Source organism: Modestobacter versicolor (assembly GCF_041028285.1).
Classification (GTDB): domain Bacteria; phylum Actinomycetota; class Actinomycetes; order Mycobacteriales; family Geodermatophilaceae; genus Modestobacter; species Modestobacter versicolor_A.
Map to the genome: position 1 here is coordinate 18,398 of NZ_JABGDB010000004.1, position 15,480 is coordinate 33,877.

Here is a 15,480-nt window from a genome sequence, read left to right on the forward strand (position 1 = left end):
GCACACGCTCGTCCGGGCGGAGGACGCGGTCCATGGGGCAGGCTGTCGACCATGCCCGAGACCGCCGGCACCGGCCCGCTCCTCCTGCTCGGCCCGCTGCTGCGGCACGTCGACCCCGTGTCCGCCACGCTGTGGGTCGAGACCGACCGCAGCTGCGAGGTCGAGGTGCTCGGCCGCCGCGCCCGCACCTTCTGCGTCAACGGCCACCACTACGCGCTGGTCGTCGTCGAGGGCCTGGAGCCGGGCACCAGCACTCCCTACGAGGTCCACCTCGACGGCCGGCAGGTCTGGCCGCAGCCGCACTCGGCGTTCCCGCCCAGCCGGATCCGCACCGCCGGCCGGCCGGGGCCCTTCCGGCTGGCCTTCGGCTCCTGCCGGTACGCCACCCCGACCACCGTCGACGTCCGGGACGGCATCCCGCCGGACGCGCTGGACAGCTACGCCCGCCAGGCCTGCGCGCTGCCGGAGGACCAGTGGCCCGACGCGCTGGTGCTGCTCGGCGACCAGGTCTACGCCGACGAGGTGACCCCGGCGACGCGGGAGTGGATGGCGGCCCGCCGCGACCTCGACCAGCCGCCGGGCGCCCAGGCCGCGGACTTCGAGGAGTACACCCGGCTGTACATGGAGTCCTGGAGCGACCCGCAGGTCCGCTGGCTGCTGTCCAACGTGCCGTCCTCGATGGTCTTCGACGACCACGAGATGATCGACGACTGGAACACGTCGGCGGCCTGGCGCGCGGAGACCACGACGACCGACTGGTGGCGCCGGCGGATCAGCGGCGGCCTGGTCAGCTACTGGGTCTACCAGCACCTGGGCAACCTGTCGCCGAACGAGCTGGCGCAGAACGAGACCTGGCAGGCCATCCAGGCGCGGGTCACCGACGACGCCGGGCCGATGCTGGACGCGATGGCGCTGGCCGCGGACCGGGAGCCGCAGACGGTGCGCTGGAGCTACGTCCGGCACTGGGGCCGGACCCGGCTGATCATGGTCGACAGCCGGGCCGGGCGGGTGCTCGAGGAGGGCGACCGCAAGATCCTGGACGACGACGAGTTCGGGTGGGTGGAGGCCGCGGTGCAGAACGCGGTCACCGACGGGGTCGACCACGTGCTGATCGGCACCTCGCTGCCCTGGCTGCTGCCGCACTCGGTCCACGACCTGGAGCGGTGGAACGAGACGCTGTCGGTGCGCCACCACGGCAAGCCGCTGGGCCGGCTGGCCGAGAAGCTGCGGCAGGCCGCGGACCTGGAGCACTGGGCGGCGTTCGGGCAGTCCTTCGACCGGCTGGGGCGGCTGATGGTGTCGCTGGGCCGCGGCGAGCTGGGCACCGCCCCGGCCACCGCGATGGTGCTGTCCGGCGACGTGCACCACGCCTACGCCGCCGAGCTGGTCAACCCCGGCGGGCTGGACACCCGGGTGCACCAGCTGACCGTCTCGCCGCTGCACAACTCCGCGCCGCACGCGATCGAGATCGGCTTCAAGGTCGGCTGGAGCCGCTGGGCCCGCGCGCTCACCGGCGGTCTGCGCGCCCTGGCCCGCGTCGAGCGCAGCCCGTACGAGTGGCGCAAGCAGTCCGGGCCGTACTTCGGCAACGAGCTGGGCGAGCTGCTCCTCGACGGCAGCGACGCCCGGTTCCTGCTCTGGGCGACCAGCCGGGACGACGACGGCACCCCGCACTTCACCCAGGTGCTGGACACCCGGCTGTCGTAGACGATCGGGGTGTGAGCGCCGTCCGACTGGTCACCTTCAACGTCCACCACGGTGTCGGGGACGACGGCCGGCACGACCTGGCGCGGGTGGCGCGGGTGCTCGACGACGCCGACGCCGACGTGATCTGCCTGCAGGAGGTCGACCGGCACTTCGGCGGCCGCAGCGAGCACGTCGACCAGGCGCTGCTGCTGGCCGAGGCGCTGGACCGCGAGCTGGTCTGGTCACCGTCCATCGACCGGCCCGGCAGCGGGGAGTCCCACCGGCGGCAGTACGGGAACGCGGTGCTGTCCCGGCTCCCGGTCCGCGGCAGCCACGTGCACCGGCTGCCGGGCGGCGGGGAGCCGCGCAGCGCCGTCCACGTGGAGGTCGCGACCGCGGCCGGGCCGCTGCAGGTGGTGGCCACCCACCTGTCCAGCGGGTCGGCCGCCGACCGGGCGGCGCAGGCGGCCGCCGTCTGCGCGCTGCGCACGGGCGAGGGGGCCTGGGTGCTGGCCGGCGACCTCAACGCCGATGCCCGGGCGGCCGAGCTGCGGGTGCTCCGGGCCGGGCTGGCGGACGCGTGGGAGCTGGCCGCCGACCGCCGGGACCAGGCCCGCCGGTTCTCGCTGCGGGGCGGCCGCGGGCTGACCCACCCCGCGCGGCGGCCGCGGGTGCGGATCGACCAGGTGTGGGTGTCGCCCGAGGTGACGGTCACCGGCGCGCGGGTGCTCGACGGGTCGACCAGCTCCGACCACCACCCGCTGCTGGTCGACCTGGAGCTGCGGGTCAGGCCTGCTGCAGCTCCCGGAGCCGCTGGCTGATCACGCCGGTGATGCCGTCGCCCCGCATGCTCACGCCGTAGAGCGCGTCGGCGATCTCCATCGTGCGCTTCTGGTGGGTGATGACGATCAGCTGCGAGGTGTCCCGCAGCTGCTCGACCAGGGTGAGCAGCCGGCCGAGGTTCACGTCGTCCAGCGCCGCCTCGACCTCGTCGAGCACGTAGAACGGCGAGGGCCGGGCGCGGAAGATGGCCACCAGCAGCGCCACCGCGGTGAGCGAGCGCTCGCCGCCGGACAGCAGCGACAGCCGCTTCACCTTCTTGCCCGGCGGGCGGGCCTCCACCTCGACCCCGGTGGTCAGCAGGTCGTCGGGGTCGGTCAGGTAGATCCGCCCCTCCCCGCCGGGGAACAGAGTGGCGAAGACCTGCGCGAACTCGCGCTGGGTGTCGGCGAAGGCCTCGGCGAACACCTGGTGGATCCGGGCGTCGACCTCCCGGACGACGGTCAGCAGGTCGCGCCGGGTGTTCTTCAGGTCCTCCAGCTGGGTGGCCAGGAAGGTGTGCCGCTCCTCCAGGGCCGCGAACTCCTCCAGCGCCAGCGGGTTGACCCTGCCCAGCGCTGCGAGGTCCCGCTCGGCCCGGGCGGCCCGGTCCTCCTGCCGCGCCCGGTCGTAGCGCACCGGCTGCGGCTCGGCCTCCCCCGCCGCGGCGGCCGCCGCCACCTGCGCCTGGGTGGGCTGCACCAGCGCGGCCGGGCCGTACTCGACCACCAGCGTGGGCAGGTCGACGCCGTACTCCTCGGCGGCCCGGGCCTCCAGCGCCTCGATCCGCAGCCGCTGCTCGGCGCGGGCCACCTCGTCGCGGTGCACCTCGTCGGTCAGCCGGTCCAGCTCGGCGGTGTGCTCGCGCACCCGCGCGCGGACGACGAGCAGCTCGGCCTCCCGCCCGGTGCGCGCCTCGGCCAGCGCGTCCCGCTCGGCGGCGGCCCGGGCCAGCGACGTCGCGAGCGCGGTCTGCGCCTCCTCGGCACCCCGGCGGACGGCGGCGGCCACCCGGGCGCCGCGCTCGCGGGCGACCCGGGCGGCGGCGGCGCGCTCCCGGGCCGCACGCTCCTGCCGGGCCTGCCGGCGCAGCGACTCGGCGCGGCCGGTCAGCGAGCGGGCGCGCTCCTCGGCGGTGCGCACGGCCAGCCGCGCCTCGGTCTCGGCCTGCCGGGCCGCGGCGGCCTCCGCGCGGAGCCGGTCGCGCTCGTCGGTGTCGGGTTCCTCCGCCACCGGCGCGGCCTCGGCGGCGGCCAGCCGCTCCTCCAGCTCCACCAGCCCGGCGACCGCGACGTCCCGGGCCTGCTCGGCGCGCACCCGGGCGGCGTCGAGCCGGTCGGCCTCCGCGACGGCCGACCGCGCGGCGGCGCCGAGCTCGGCGAGCTCGGCCGCGGCGGCCGACCGGGCCCGGTCGCCGGCCTGCCGGGCGCTCAGCGCGGCATCGACGTCGGCAGACCGCAACGCCGCGACCTCGCGGGCCGCGGCCAGCTCGTCGGCCAGCCGGACGGCGGTGGCCGCGGCCCGGTCGAGCTCGGTGGCCGCCTCGTCGACCCGGGCCCGCACCTCCAGCCCGGACGGGGCGTTCACCTGGCCGCCCACCGACCAGTCGGCGCCGAGGAGGTCGCCGGTGGCGGTGACGGCGCGCACCCGCGGGTGGGTGCGGACCAGCGCGACCGCGGCGGCGAGGTCGGGCACGACGGCGACGCGCTCCAGGGCCCGGGCCAGCGCCGGCCCCAGCTCGGCGGGCGCGCCGAGCAGGTCCAGCGCCCAGCGGGCGCCGTCGGGCAGCTCGGGCCAGCCGTCGCGCGGGACCGCGGGCAGCCCGCCGGTGACCAGCAGCCCCGCGCGCCCGCCCGCGGACTCCCCGAGGTGGGCCAGGACGGCGGCGGCCTCGGCGACCCCGGAGACGACCACGGCGTCGGCCAGGCCACCGAGCGCGGCGGCCAGCGCGACCTCGGCACCGGCGGTGACGGTGAGCCGGTCGGCGACCGGGCCGAGCACACCGGGCAGGCCGGCGGCGAGCACGGCGGCCGCACCGTCGGCGGGGGCCAGCCCGAGGGCCAGCGCGTCGCGGCGGGCCTGCCAGCCCGCCCGGTCGCGCTCGGCGGCCCGCTCGGCGGCGGTCAGCTCGGCCACGGTCGCCGTCGCCGCGCGGGACGCGGCCACCGCGGCGGCCTGGGCGGCGGCGAGGTCGGTGTCGCCCCCGGCCTCCTCGTTCAGCTCGGCGCGGCGGGCCTCCAGCCGCTCGGCGGCGGTGTCGGCGCGGGCGGCGGCCTCGGTGGCCGCCGCGGCCAGCCGGTCGATCTCCGCCTCGCCGGCGGCCGCGCGGGACCGGCCGGCGGCGACCTGCCCGGAGAGCCGGGCGAGCTGCTCCCGGCGGTCGGCGAGGGCCCGGGCGGCGGCGACCAGCGCCCGCTCGGCGTCGGACAGCGCGGCCTCGACCTCGGCCCGGACGGCGACGGCGGTGGCCAGCCGGGCCCGCTCGGTGTCCAGCGACTCGGCGAGCTCGCGCTCGGTGGCCTCCACCCGGTCGGCCTCGGCGTCCAGCGCGTCCGGGTCGCGACCGGCGGGGCCGGCGGGAGCGGCGGCGGAGAGGTGGCGGTGCCGCTCACCGGCCAGCTGGCCGACGCTGCGGAAGCGCTCGGCCAGGGTGGAGAGCCGGAACCAGCTCTCCTGCGCGGTGGCCAGCCGGGGCGCGTCGGCGGCCAGCTCGCGTTCCAGCGTGGACTCGGTGCGGGCGGCGGCGCCCAGGGCGGCCTCCACCTCGGCCCGCCGCGCGCGGGCGGCGGTCTCGTCGGCGACGTCGGCGTCCAGCGCGTCGCGCAGCGCCACCAGGTCGTCGGCCAGCAGCCGCAGCCGCGCGTCGCGCAGGTCGGCCTGCACCCCGGCCGCGCGCCGGGCGACCTCGGCCTGCCGGCCCAGCGGCTTGAGCTGGCGGCGCAGCTCGGCGGTGAGGTCGCCGAGCCGGTCGAGGTTCACCTGCATCGCGTCGAGCTTGCGGAGCGCCTTCTCCTTGCGCTTGCGGTGCTTGAGGACGCCGGCCGCCTCCTCGACGAACGCGCGCCGGTCCTCCGGGCGACCGGACAGCACGGCGTCGAGCTGCCCCTGGCCGACGATGACGTGCATCTCCCGGCCGATGCCGGAGTCGCTCAGCAGCTCCTGGACGTCGAGCAGCCGCACCTTGTCGCCGTTGATCTCGTACTCGCTCTCCCCGGAGCGGTACATGCGCCGGGTGATCGACACCTCGGTGTAGTCGATCGGCAGCGCGCCGTCGGCGTTGTCGATCGTGAGCGTCACCTCGGCGCGGCCCAGCGCGGGGCGGCCGGCGGTGCCGGCGAAGATGACGTCCTCCATCTTGCCGCCGCGCAGGCTCTTCGCGCCCTGCTCGCCGAGCACCCAGGCGATGGCGTCGACGACGTTGGACTTGCCCGAGCCGTTGGGGCCGACGACGGCGGTGATGCCCGGCTCCAGCCGCAGCGTCGTCGGCGACGCGAAGGACTTGAAGCCCTTGAGCGTCAGGCTGGACAGGTACACGTGGGGAGGCTCCCGGATGGGTACGACAGTCCTGCTCGGCGCAGGGTCGCCCCCATGATGGCGGACGCACGCCGAGCGCCCCTCGATCCGCGGACCGGAGGGGTGGGTGGTGCTGGTGGGCCGGGTGCGGCCCGCCGCAGGCCTAGGCCAGGACGGGGTCGGCCGACTCGTGGGCCATGGTGAGCAGCTCGCGGGCGATCGCGGCGTCCCGCTCCTCGCGGAGGGCGGCGAGCTCCTCCTCGAGGCGGCGCACCTTGGCGCGCAGGGCGGCGTTCTCCTCGGCTACTCGCAGCTCGTGGGGAGCGACGATCGAACCGAACAGGGCCTTGGCCATGACTCAGCGGCCTTTCACTGCAGGAGGTGGGACCCTCGCACCGCCGGGGGCGGTCTGCGCGGGCTGGTGACATCAGGGTGACAGCCGTCGCGACCTGGGTCAACGCCGCGCCCGCCACTCCCCCGTGTCGGGTGGATGTCGTCTTGGTCACCCGACGGTGAAGCCGGGCACCCCCTGCACCACGTCCTCGCGGTGCTGCACGTCCTCGACCCGGCCGGGCGCGTCCGGGCCGGACAGCCCGGCCAGCACCGCGGCGACGTCGTCCGCCGGGCCCTCCAGGACCACCTCGACCCGGCCGTCGGGCAGGTTGGTCGCCGACCCGGCCAGCCCCCGCGCCGTCGCGGTCTGCCGGACGAACCAGCGGTAGCCGACGCCCTGCACCCGCCCCGACACCAGGGCGACCACCCGGACGACGTTCACCGACGGGCCCGCGGCCGGGGCTGGCACTGGGGGCAGCTGTAGCTGGAGCGGTTCATGAACGACTCCCGGCGGACCGGGGTGCCGCAGCGCGGGCACGGCCGGTCCTGCTGGCCGTAGACGGCCAGGTGCCGGGAGAAGTACCCGCTCTGCCCGTTGACGTCGACGTAGAGGGAGTCGAAGGAGGTGCCGCCCTGCGCGAGGCTCTCGCCGAGGACGTCGCGCACCCCCTCGAGCAGGTCGGCGACCTGGGCCCGGGTCAGCTTGTCGGTCGGCCGGGCACCGTGCAGCCGGGCCCGCCACAGCGACTCGTCGGCGTAGATGTTGCCCACCCCGCCGATCAGCGTCTGGTCCAGCAGGGCGCGCTTGACCTCGGTGTGCCGCCGGCGCAGGGCCGCGCTGAACGCGTCCACGTCGAAGCCGGGGTCCAGCGGGTCCATCGCGATGTGCGCGACCCGCGGCGGGACGCCGTCGCCGGGGGCGTCCTCGACGGCGAGCCCGCCGAAGGTGCGCTGGTCGACGAAGCGCAGCTCGCGGCCGCCGTCGGTGAACCGGAAGCGCGCCCGCAGGTGCACCTCGTCGGGCTCGCCGGGCTTCTCCACCAGCAGCTGCCCGCTCATGCCGAGGTGGGCGACGAGCGCCCGGCCCGCCGCGGTGCCGTCGGTCTCGGCCAGCGGCAGCCACAGGTACTTGCCGCGGCGGTGGGCGGCGGCGACGGTGCGGCCGGTCAGCGCGGCGACGAAGTGCTCGGCGCCCTCGAGGTGCCGGCGGACCGCCCGCGGGTGGTGCACCTGCACCTCGGCGACGGTGCGGCCGGCGACCCAGCGCTCCAGCCCGCGCCGGACCACCTCGACCTCGGGCAGCTCGGGCACGTCAGCCGGCCGCGGGGGCGCCGTCGGCCGTCGCGGTCAGCGACCGCCAGGCCACCTCGGCGGCCTCCTGCTCGGCGGCCTTCTTGGTGCGGCCGGTGCCCCGCCCGCGGGGCTCGCCGGCGAGCAGCACCGCGGCGGTGAAGGTCTTCGCGTGGTCGGGGCCGTCGTCCTCGACGTCGTACACCGGCGCGCCCAGGCCACGCCCGGCGGCCAGCTCCTGGAGGCTGGTCTTCCAGTCCAGGCCGGCGCCGCGGGTGGCGGACTCGGCCAGCAGCGGGTCGAACAGCCGGTGCACGATCGCCGAGGCGGTGTCCAGGCCGCAGCCGAGGTGGACGGCGCCGATCAGCGCCTCCAGCGCGTCGGCGAGGATCGAGTCCTTCTCCCGGCCGCCGGTGGTCGTCTCGCCGCGGCCCAGCAGCAGGTGCGGGCCGATGCCGCCGTCCCCGAGGGCGCGGGAGACCCGGGCCAGGGAGTTCATGTTGACCACCGAGGCCCGCAGCTTGGCCAGCTGCCCCTCGGGAAGCCGGGGGTGGCTGCGGTAGAGCTCGTCGGTGACCACCAGCCCGAGCACCGAGTCGCCGAGGAACTCCAGGCGCTCGTTGGTGGGCAGCCCACCGTGCTCGTAGGCGTAGGACCGGTGGGTCAGCGCCAGCTCGAGCAGCGCCGCCGGGAGCTCGACGTCCAGGGCGTCGGCGAGCCAGCGGGCCGACCGGGCGGCGTGCTCCTCACCGGCGGGCAGACGACCACCGGCGTCCTCGGTGGCGGACCCCGTCGTCGGGGAGTCCGCGCCCGGGGACGCCGGTGCGCTGGTCGGCTGCGCCATGGTGCAGGTGCGCTGGGTCAGACCGCGAGGACCTGACGGCCGTCGTGCTGACCGCAGGTCGGGCAGGCGATGTGCGGGGGCTTGAGCTCGCCGCAGGCCTTGTTCGGGCAGGGCGCCAGCGTGGTGGCGGTCGCCTTCCACTGCGAGCGACGCGAGCGGGTGTTGCTCCGCGAGGTCTTCCTCTTCGGGACCGCCATGATCAGTTCTCCTCGGTGTCGGTGCTCCCGGGACCCGGCTGGGCCCCGTCGGCGTCGTCGTTCAAGTCGGCGAAGCGCGCGGCCAGCCCGGCGAACCGGGGGTCGATCACCTCGTGCGAGTGGTCGGCGGGCAGGTCGTCGAGCCGCTCGCCGCAGTCGACGCACAGCCCGGCGCAGTCCGGCGTGCAGGTGGGCGACAGCGGCAGGGTCAGCACGACGGTGTCGCGGACCAGCGGGGCCAGGTCGAGCCGCTCGCCCTCGATCCGGCGCACCTCGTCCTCGCCGCTGGTCGCCTCGGTGGTGCTGCCCTCGTAGGCGTAGAGCTCCTGGACGTCGAGGGTGTAGGTGTCCTCGACCGGGTCCAGGCAGCGGGCGCACTGGCCGGTCACCGGGACGTCGACCGTGCCGGAGACCAGCACGCCCTCCATCACCGACTCCAGCCGAAGGTGCAGCTCGACCGGTGCGCCCTCGGGCACGCCGATCATCTCCACGCCCCAGCCGGGCAGCGCCGGCAGGGTCTTCTCCCACTCGCGCATCGAGCCGGCCCGCCGGCCGAGCTCGCGCAGCTCGACGGTCCACGCCTTGGCGGCGGCCTTCTCGGCAGCCGACTCGCTGGGGACGCCGACGGGACGCCGGGCGTCCGTGGACGCGGCGCCGGGGAGGGGCTGGGAGGCAGCAGGCATGTCAGTACTCGTCGTCGTCGATGGTGGGTTCGCCGGGAGCGCACGGGAGGGCAGCGGCGGGACGAGGATCGAGCTTACCCGATCCCCGGACGGCCCCGTCCCGGCCTCGGGGCGGCGCAGGTCGCGTCAGGGCGAGCGCAGGTTGTCCCGCGCCCGCTCCACCGAACGCACCATGTGCGCCAGGGTGTTCCCGAAGTCCGCGAGGCGGGTGTCGACGTAGTCGTCCACCTCTGCGCGCATCCGGGCGACCTCGGCGGCGGTCCGGGCGCCGAGCTCGTCGGCCCGGTCGACGGCGGTCCGGTAGACCTCGGTCTCGGTGAGCAGCCGCTCGTGCTCCGCCTGGCCGGCGGCGACCAGCTCGGCCTGCGCCTGCTGCCCGTCGGCGATGAGCTGCTCGCGCACCCGGCGCGCCTCGACGACCAGCCGCTCGGCCTCGGCCTCCGCCTCGGCCAGCAGGTCGTCGGCCTCGGCCTGCGCCTGGGTCAGGATCTCGTCGCGCTGCCGGCGCGCGGTGCCGATGAGCTCCTCGCGCTGGCGGCGCGCGGTCGCCACCACCTGCTCGCTCTCGGCGCGGGTGCGCCCGGTGAGCCGCTCGGCCTCGGCCTGGGCCTGGGTGAGGATCTCGGTGCGCTGCTCGACGATGGCCCCGGCCTGCTGCACCTCCTCGGGCAGCGACTCCCGCAGGTCGTCGAGGAGGTCGAGCAGGTGGTCCCGGGGCACCATGCAGGAGCTGGACATCGGCACGCTGCGGGCGTTCTCGATGACCGTGGTCAGCTCGTCCACCGTCTCGTAGAGCCGGTAGACGACCTCCGTCACGGCGTGTCCCCCTTGGCCTGGGCGACCAGGCGGTCGTTGACGGCCTTGGGCACCAGCGACGAGACGTCGCCGCCGAACCGCGCGATCTGCTTCACCAGGCTGGAGGACAGGTGGCCCACCTGCGGGGCGGTCGGCACGAAGAGGGTCTCGACGCCGGCCAGCTCGCGGTTCATCTGGGCCATCTGCAGCTCGTACTCGAAGTCGCCGACCGCGCGCAGGCCCTTGACGATCACCGGGATGCCGCGGTCGCGGCAGTAGTGGACCAGCAGGCCCTCGAAGCTGTCGACGGTGACGTTGGGCAGGTCGACGACCGCCTCGCGGAGCAGCGCCATCCGCTCCTCGACGTCGAACAGGCCGGCCTTGCCGGGGTTGACCAGCACCGCGACGACCAGCTCGTCGTACAGGCCGGCGGCGCGCGAGATCACGTCGACATGGCCGTTGGTGACCGGGTCGAACGAACCGGGACAGACCGCTCGCCTCACGACAAGCGACCGTACCGGAGCACCGCCTCCCCGTACCGGCGATCGCGAACTCCGTCCAGCGGTGTCGGCCACCCGAACGGCTGCTCCCGACTGGAGCGCTCGACCACCACGACCGCCTCGCGGGCCAGCCAGCCCCGCGCCACCAGCGACCGGAGCACGCCCAGGACCTCGTCCACGTCGACCGAGTACGGCGGGTCGGCGAGCACCAGGTCGAAGGCCGCCGGCGCCGGCCCGGCGACGACGGCCGCGACGTCGCCCTGCACCACGCGGGCACCGGGCAGCCCGACGGCCTCGACGTTGCTGCGCAGCACCGGCAGCACCCCGGCGCCCTTCTCCACGAAGACCGCCTCGGCCGCACCGCGGCTCAGCGCCTCCAGCCCGAGCGCGCCGGAGCCGGCGTAGAGGTCGAGCACCCGGGCGCCGTCGAGGTCCAGCAGCGAGCCCAGGGAGTTGAACAACCCCTCCCGCGCACGGTCGCCGGTCGGCCGCACCCCGGTCCGCGGCACCTTCAACCGCCGCCCGCCCGCCACACCGGAGATCAGTCGCGTCATGCCTTCTCCAGGTAGTCGGCGCGGTCGTCCAGGGCGAGCGCGGCGACGGCGGCGGCCAGCTCCGGGTGGTCGGCGAGGCCCGCGCCCTGCTCGACCAGCGCGGTGGCCTCGACCCGGGCCTCGGCGATGAGCGCCTCGTCGTCCAGCAGCGACAGCAGCCGCACACCGGACCGGCGGCCGGACTGCGCCGCCCCCAGCACGTCGCCCTCACGGCGGGTCTCCAGGTCCAGCCGGGCCAGCTGGAAGCCGTCGGTGGTGGCGGCGACCGCGGCCAGCCGCTGCCCGGTGGGCGAGGTGCTCGGCGCCTCGGTGACCAGCAGGCACAGCCCGGCGTGCCGGCCGCGGGCCACCCGGCCGCGCAGCTGGTGCAGCTGGCTGACGCCGAACCGGTCGGCGTCCATCACCACCATCACGGTGGCGTTGGGCACGTCGACGCCGACCTCGACGACGGTGGTGGCGACCAGGACGTCGACGTCGGCGGCGGCGAAGGCGCGCATCCGGGCCTCCTTCTCGTCCGCGGGCATCCGGCCGTGCAGCACCTCGACCCGCAGCGCGGACAGCGGCCCGGTGCGCAGGTGCTCGGCGACGTCGAGCACGGCCAGCGGCGGCCGCCGGTCGCTGGTGCCCTGCTCCTCCGGTGGGGCGCCGTCGGCGTCGTCGGGGCCGTCGTCGTCCTTGCCACCGCCGTCGAGGTCGCCGATCCGGGGGCAGACGACGTAGGCCTGCCGCCCCGCGGCGACCTCCTCACGCACCCGCGCCCAGGCGCGGTCGACCCAGGCCGGCTTGTCCCGCACCGGGACGACGGAGCTGGACACCCCGCCGCGGCCGGCCGGGAGCTGGCGCAGCGTGGAGGTCTCCAGGTCGCCGTAGACGGTCATCGCCACCGTGCGCGGGATCGGCGTCGCGGTCATCACCAGCACGTGCGGCGGCCGGGTGCCCTTGGCGCGCAGCGCGTCCCGCTGCTCGACGCCGAAGCGGTGCTGCTCGTCGACGACCACCAGGCCGAGGTCGGCGAACTCGACGCCCTCCTGCAGCAGCGCGTGGGTGCCCACGACGATGCCGGCGCTCCCGTCGGCGACCGCAGCGCGCGCCTCCCGGCGGACGGCCGCCTTCTGCGAGCCGGTGAGCAGCACGACCCGGGTGCCCGCGGGGTCGCCGTCCAGCTCCCCGGCCCGGCCCAGCGGGCCCAGGACGGCGGCCAGGCTGCGGGCGTGCTGCGCGGCGAGCACCTCGGTCGGCGCCAGCAGCGCCGCCTGCCCGCCGGCGTCCACGACCTGGGCCATCGCCCGCAGCGCGACGACGGTCTTGCCCGAGCCGACCTCGCCCTGCAGCAGCCGGTTCATCGGCTGCTCGCGCGCCAGCTCGGCGGCCAGCTCCTCGCCCACCTCGCGCTGGCCGTCGGTGAGGGAGAACGGCAGCGCGGCGTCCACGGCGTCCAGCAGGCCGCCCCCGCGCCGGGGCCGGGAGATGCCGGGCTCCAGGGCCGCGGCGCGGCGGCGGGCCGCCAGGGTGGCCTGCAGCACCAGCGCCTCGTCCCACTTCAGCCGCTCGTCGGCCTCGTCGACCTGCTCCTGGGTCTCCGGCCGGTGCTTCTGCACCAGGGCGGTCGCCAGCGGGACCAGGCCGTGCCGGTGCCGGACGGCCTCGGGCAGCGGGTCGTCGAGCGCCTGCTCCAGCGAGCGCCGGTCGTCCAGCAGCATCTTCACCGACTTCTGGACGACCCAGCTGGAGACGTCCTTGCTCGCCGGGTAGATCGGCACCATCGCCCGGGCCCAGTCGTCGTCGTCCCCGGTGATGATGTGGCAGTCGGGGTGGGTGAACTGCTTGTCGCCCTGCCAGGTGCCGACCGTGCCGGCGAACAGGCCCCACTCGCCGACGTCGAGGTGGGCGTGCCGGTGGTTGAAGAAGACCAGCCGCATGCTGCTCGCGCCGTCGCCCACCGTGACCTCGGTCAGCGTCCCCGGGCGGCGGTTCATCTTCCGGGTGCTGACCTTCTTCACCTGGGCCAGCACGGTGACCCGGTCACCGACCTGCAGGTCGTCGAGCCGGGTCATCTCCCCGCGGCGGGCGTAGCGGCGCGGGTAGTGCCGCAGCAGGTCGCGCACCGTCCGCAGCTGCAGCTGGTCGGCCATGACCTTCGCCGTCTTGGGGCCCAGCACCCGGGCGAGGTCGGTGTCCATCGAGATGGCCACGGCTCACTCCACCCCCACCAGCAGCGGCACCGCCCCGGCACCACCGGCGTAGCGGACCACCTCCACGGTGGGGTGCACCGCCGCCAGGTGGGCGCAGACCGTGTCGCCGAGCGCCGGGTCCTCCCCCACGACCAGGGTCGCCATCTCCCCGCCGGCGGACAGCAGCCGGTCGAGCAGGTCGCGGGCGACGGTGGCCGGGTCGGCCCCGATCACCACGACGTCGCCCTCGGCGCTGCCCAGCACGTCGCCGGGGTGGCAGCGGCCGGCCGAGGTGAGCGCCTCCTGCTCGGCGACGGTCACCTCCGCCCACCGGGTGGCGGCCGCGGCCTCGGCGAGCGCGACGACGTCGTCGCCGAACCGGCGGGCGGGGTCGGTGACCGCCAGCGCGGCCAGGCCCTGCACCGGGGAGCGGGTCGGGACGACGACCACGTCGCGGCCCTCCTCGCGGGCGCGCTCGGCGGCCCGGGCGGTCAGCGCGGTGACGTCGGGGTGGTTGGGCAGCAGGACGACCTGCTCGGCGCCGGTGCCGAGCACCGCGGCCAGCACGGCCTCCTCGTCGACGTCGTCGACCGCCGCGGTCACCACGCTGACCCCCTCGCCGGCGAACAGGTCGGCCAGCCCGGCGGAGCAGGCCAGCGCCACCACGGCACGGACGCCGGGCGCCGCCGGGGGGCGCACCGGGGCGAGCGGGGTGACCGAGATCCGGTGCGGCCGGCCGGCCTCGATGCCCGCCTCGATCGCCGCGCCGACGTCGGAGACGTGCACGTGCACGTTCCACTCCCGGCCGTCGGGGGTGTCGACGCCGACGACGACCAGGCAGTCGCCGAGCTCGGCGAGCCGGGTCTGCAGCCGGGACACGGCGGGCTCGTCGGAGTCGGCCAGCAGGAACTGCACCTCGCTGCCCGGGCCGGGGGCCGGCGGACCGGGGACGTGGGCCGGGCCTCGGTGCGGCCGGGACGGTCGGCCGACCAGCGGTGCGCGCACCGGCTCGACGCCGGTGACGGTGGCCAGCAGGGCGTCCAGGACGACGCACCAGCCTGCCCCGCCGGCGTCGACCACACCCGCGTCGCGCAGCGCGGCGAGCTGGCCGGTGGTGGCCTGCAGCGCGGTGAGCGCGCCCTCGGCGGCGGCCTCGACGACCTCGGCGAGGGTGCGCTGCCCCGCGGCGACGGCGGCCGCGGCGGCCTCGGCGCCGGACCGGGCGACGGTGAGGAAGGTGCCCTCCTCCGGGTCGGCGACTGCTGCGTAGGCGGTGCGGGCCGCGCCGGTGAGCGCCGCGGCGAGCACCTCGCCGTCGACCTCGGGGTGGTCGGCGAGGGAGTCGGCGAGCCCGCGCAGCAGCTGGGCGAGGATCGCGCCGGAGTTGCCCCGGGCGCCGAGCACCGCGCCGCGGGCCAGCACCGCCCACGGGGACTCCGAGCGGCGGCCGCCGTCGTCCTGGGCGGCCTGCAGCGCCGCCTCCAGGGCCGCGTGCCCGGCCTCCGCGGTGAGCAGCAGGTTCGTGCCGGTGTCGCCGTCGGGGACCGGGAAGACGTTGAGCTCGTCGAGCCGCCCGCGGGACGCCGACAGCCGGTCGACGACGGCGCGACTCCACCGGCCGACCGCCGCCTCGTCCAGCGCCCTCAGCACGCCCGGCAGGCTACCCGGGTGCACCGACGGCCCCGGTCCACCGCACGCGCCCGCAGGCGTCCGCACCGGGGCGGTCTGACAGCCGGACCGGTCACCGGTTACAGTGTTCTCCAGCGTGTGCGTGGCTGGGCCCTGCCTGGTGGTGGGTGCGCCCGGAGGGAGCAACTGCCCTCGGGCGTCCGGCGGCACCGCGACCTGACTTCAGCTGGACCAATTCTCTGGGAGTGATCGACCGTGGCTGCCGTGTGCGACGTGTGTGGCAAGGGCCCCGGTTTCGGCATGTCGGTGTCCCACTCGCACCGCCGTACGCCGCGCCGTTGGAACCCGAACATCCAGGCCGTGAAGGCCGTCGTCGGTGCCGGCACCCGCCGCCGCATCAACGCCTGCACCTCCTGCATCCGCGCGGGCAAGGTCGTCCGAGGCTGACGGAGGACCCCCTCGCCCC

General features: G+C 76.4%; 15 protein-coding genes. 3 read left to right on the top strand and 12 right to left on the bottom strand.

From position 1 onward, the window contains the following. Window positions 1-51 precede the first annotated feature (51 nt). Both HL054_RS14550 and HL054_RS14555 read left to right on the top strand, forming a co-directional pair. Entirely contained in the window at window positions 52-1,707 is a 1,656-nt protein-coding gene (locus HL054_RS14550; RefSeq protein WP_369139723.1) for an alkaline phosphatase D family protein, read from the top strand. 11 nt (window positions 1,708-1,718) lie between these two features. After that, window positions 1,719-2,507 (top strand): endonuclease/exonuclease/phosphatase family protein, encoded by a 789-nt coding sequence (locus tag HL054_RS14555; protein WP_369139724.1) that lies wholly within the window; start codon window positions 1,719-1,721, stop codon window positions 2,505-2,507. Here HL054_RS14555 and smc read toward each other — a convergent pair. The 12 genes from smc to HL054_RS14615 all read right to left on the bottom strand — a co-directional run bounded on the left by smc (window position 2,473) and on the right by HL054_RS14615 (window position 15,035). Further along, window positions 2,473-6,039 (bottom strand): chromosome segregation protein SMC, encoded by a 3,567-nt coding sequence (smc, locus tag HL054_RS14560; RefSeq protein WP_369139725.1) that lies wholly within the window; start codon window positions 6,037-6,039, stop codon window positions 2,473-2,475. The genes HL054_RS14555 and smc overlap by 35 nt on opposite strands. Before the next feature lie 142 nt (window positions 6,040-6,181). Next, window positions 6,182-6,373, bottom strand: a complete 192-nt coding sequence (locus HL054_RS14565) for a hypothetical protein (protein ID WP_369139726.1) — start codon at window positions 6,371-6,373, stop codon at window positions 6,182-6,184. Window positions 6,374-6,520: 147 nt separating this feature from the next. Beyond that, window positions 6,521-6,820: an acylphosphatase gene (locus HL054_RS14570; protein ID WP_369139727.1), complete on the bottom strand. Its 300-nt coding sequence runs from the start codon at window positions 6,818-6,820 to the stop codon at window positions 6,521-6,523. Continuing rightward, entirely contained in the window at window positions 6,790-7,662 is an 873-nt protein-coding gene (gene mutM / locus HL054_RS14575; protein WP_369139728.1) for a bifunctional DNA-formamidopyrimidine glycosylase/DNA-(apurinic or apyrimidinic site) lyase, read from the bottom strand. The genes HL054_RS14570 and mutM overlap by 31 nt, the downstream gene beginning before the upstream one ends. Window position 7,663: 1 nt before the next feature. Further along, window positions 7,664-8,485 carry a ribonuclease III gene (gene rnc / locus HL054_RS14580; RefSeq protein ID WP_369139729.1) on the bottom strand — a complete coding sequence of 274 codons (822 nt, stop codon included), beginning with the start codon at window positions 8,483-8,485 and terminating at the stop codon, window positions 7,664-7,666. Window positions 8,486-8,502: 17 nt separating this feature from the next. Further along, complete coding sequence (gene rpmF / locus HL054_RS14585) at window positions 8,503-8,682, bottom strand: 50S ribosomal protein L32 (protein ID WP_369139730.1); 180 nt, start codon at window positions 8,680-8,682, stop codon at window positions 8,503-8,505. Window positions 8,683-8,684: 2 nt separating this feature from the next. Beyond that, on the bottom strand, window positions 8,685-9,365 hold the full coding sequence (locus HL054_RS14590) for a YceD family protein (protein WP_369139731.1): 681 nt from the start codon (window positions 9,363-9,365) through the stop codon (window positions 8,685-8,687). A 126-nt stretch (window positions 9,366-9,491) separates the two neighbouring features. Next, window positions 9,492-10,181, bottom strand: a complete 690-nt coding sequence (locus HL054_RS14595; protein WP_369139732.1) for a hypothetical protein — start codon at window positions 10,179-10,181, stop codon at window positions 9,492-9,494. Next, window positions 10,178-10,663 carry a pantetheine-phosphate adenylyltransferase gene (gene coaD, locus HL054_RS14600; protein ID WP_369139733.1) on the bottom strand — a complete coding sequence of 162 codons (486 nt, stop codon included), beginning with the start codon at window positions 10,661-10,663 and terminating at the stop codon, window positions 10,178-10,180. Before coaD ends, HL054_RS14595 begins: the two co-directional genes overlap by 4 nt. After that, complete coding sequence (gene rsmD, locus HL054_RS14605) at window positions 10,660-11,214, bottom strand: 16S rRNA (guanine(966)-N(2))-methyltransferase RsmD (RefSeq protein WP_369139734.1); 555 nt, start codon at window positions 11,212-11,214, stop codon at window positions 10,660-10,662. The genes coaD and rsmD overlap by 4 nt, the downstream gene beginning before the upstream one ends. Then, entirely contained in the window at window positions 11,211-13,406 is a 2,196-nt protein-coding gene (gene recG, locus HL054_RS14610; protein WP_369139735.1) for an ATP-dependent DNA helicase RecG, read from the bottom strand. The genes rsmD and recG overlap by 4 nt, the downstream gene beginning before the upstream one ends. Window positions 13,407-13,409: 3 nt before the next feature. Further along, window positions 13,410-15,035: a DAK2 domain-containing protein gene (locus HL054_RS14615; RefSeq protein ID WP_369139736.1), complete on the bottom strand. Its 1,626-nt coding sequence runs from the start codon at window positions 15,033-15,035 to the stop codon at window positions 13,410-13,412. A gap of 243 nt (window positions 15,036-15,278) precedes the next feature. Between HL054_RS14615 and rpmB the strand changes: the two genes are divergently transcribed. After that, a complete protein-coding gene (rpmB, locus tag HL054_RS14620; protein ID WP_439331091.1) occupies window positions 15,279-15,461 on the top strand; it encodes a 50S ribosomal protein L28 in 183 nt (60 codons plus the stop codon). Window positions 15,462-15,480 lie beyond the last annotated feature (19 nt).

Coding starts and splice junctions, on each gene's coding strand:
- HL054_RS14550 (WP_369139723.1), top strand. CDS start 52: ATGCCCGAGACCGCCGGCACCGGCCCGCTCCTCCTGCTCGGCCCGCTG.
- HL054_RS14565 (WP_369139726.1), bottom strand. CDS start 6,373: ATGGCCAAGGCCCTGTTCGGTTCGATCGTCGCTCCCCACGAGCTGCGA.
- rnc (WP_369139729.1), bottom strand. CDS start 8,485: ATGGCGCAGCCGACCAGCGCACCGGCGTCCCCGGGCGCGGACTCCCCG.
- rpmF (WP_369139730.1), bottom strand. CDS start 8,682: ATGGCGGTCCCGAAGAGGAAGACCTCGCGGAGCAACACCCGCTCGCGT.
- HL054_RS14590 (WP_369139731.1), bottom strand. CDS start 9,365: ATGCCTGCTGCCTCCCAGCCCCTCCCCGGCGCCGCGTCCACGGACGCC.
- rsmD (WP_369139734.1), bottom strand. CDS start 11,214: ATGACGCGACTGATCTCCGGTGTGGCGGGCGGGCGGCGGTTGAAGGTG.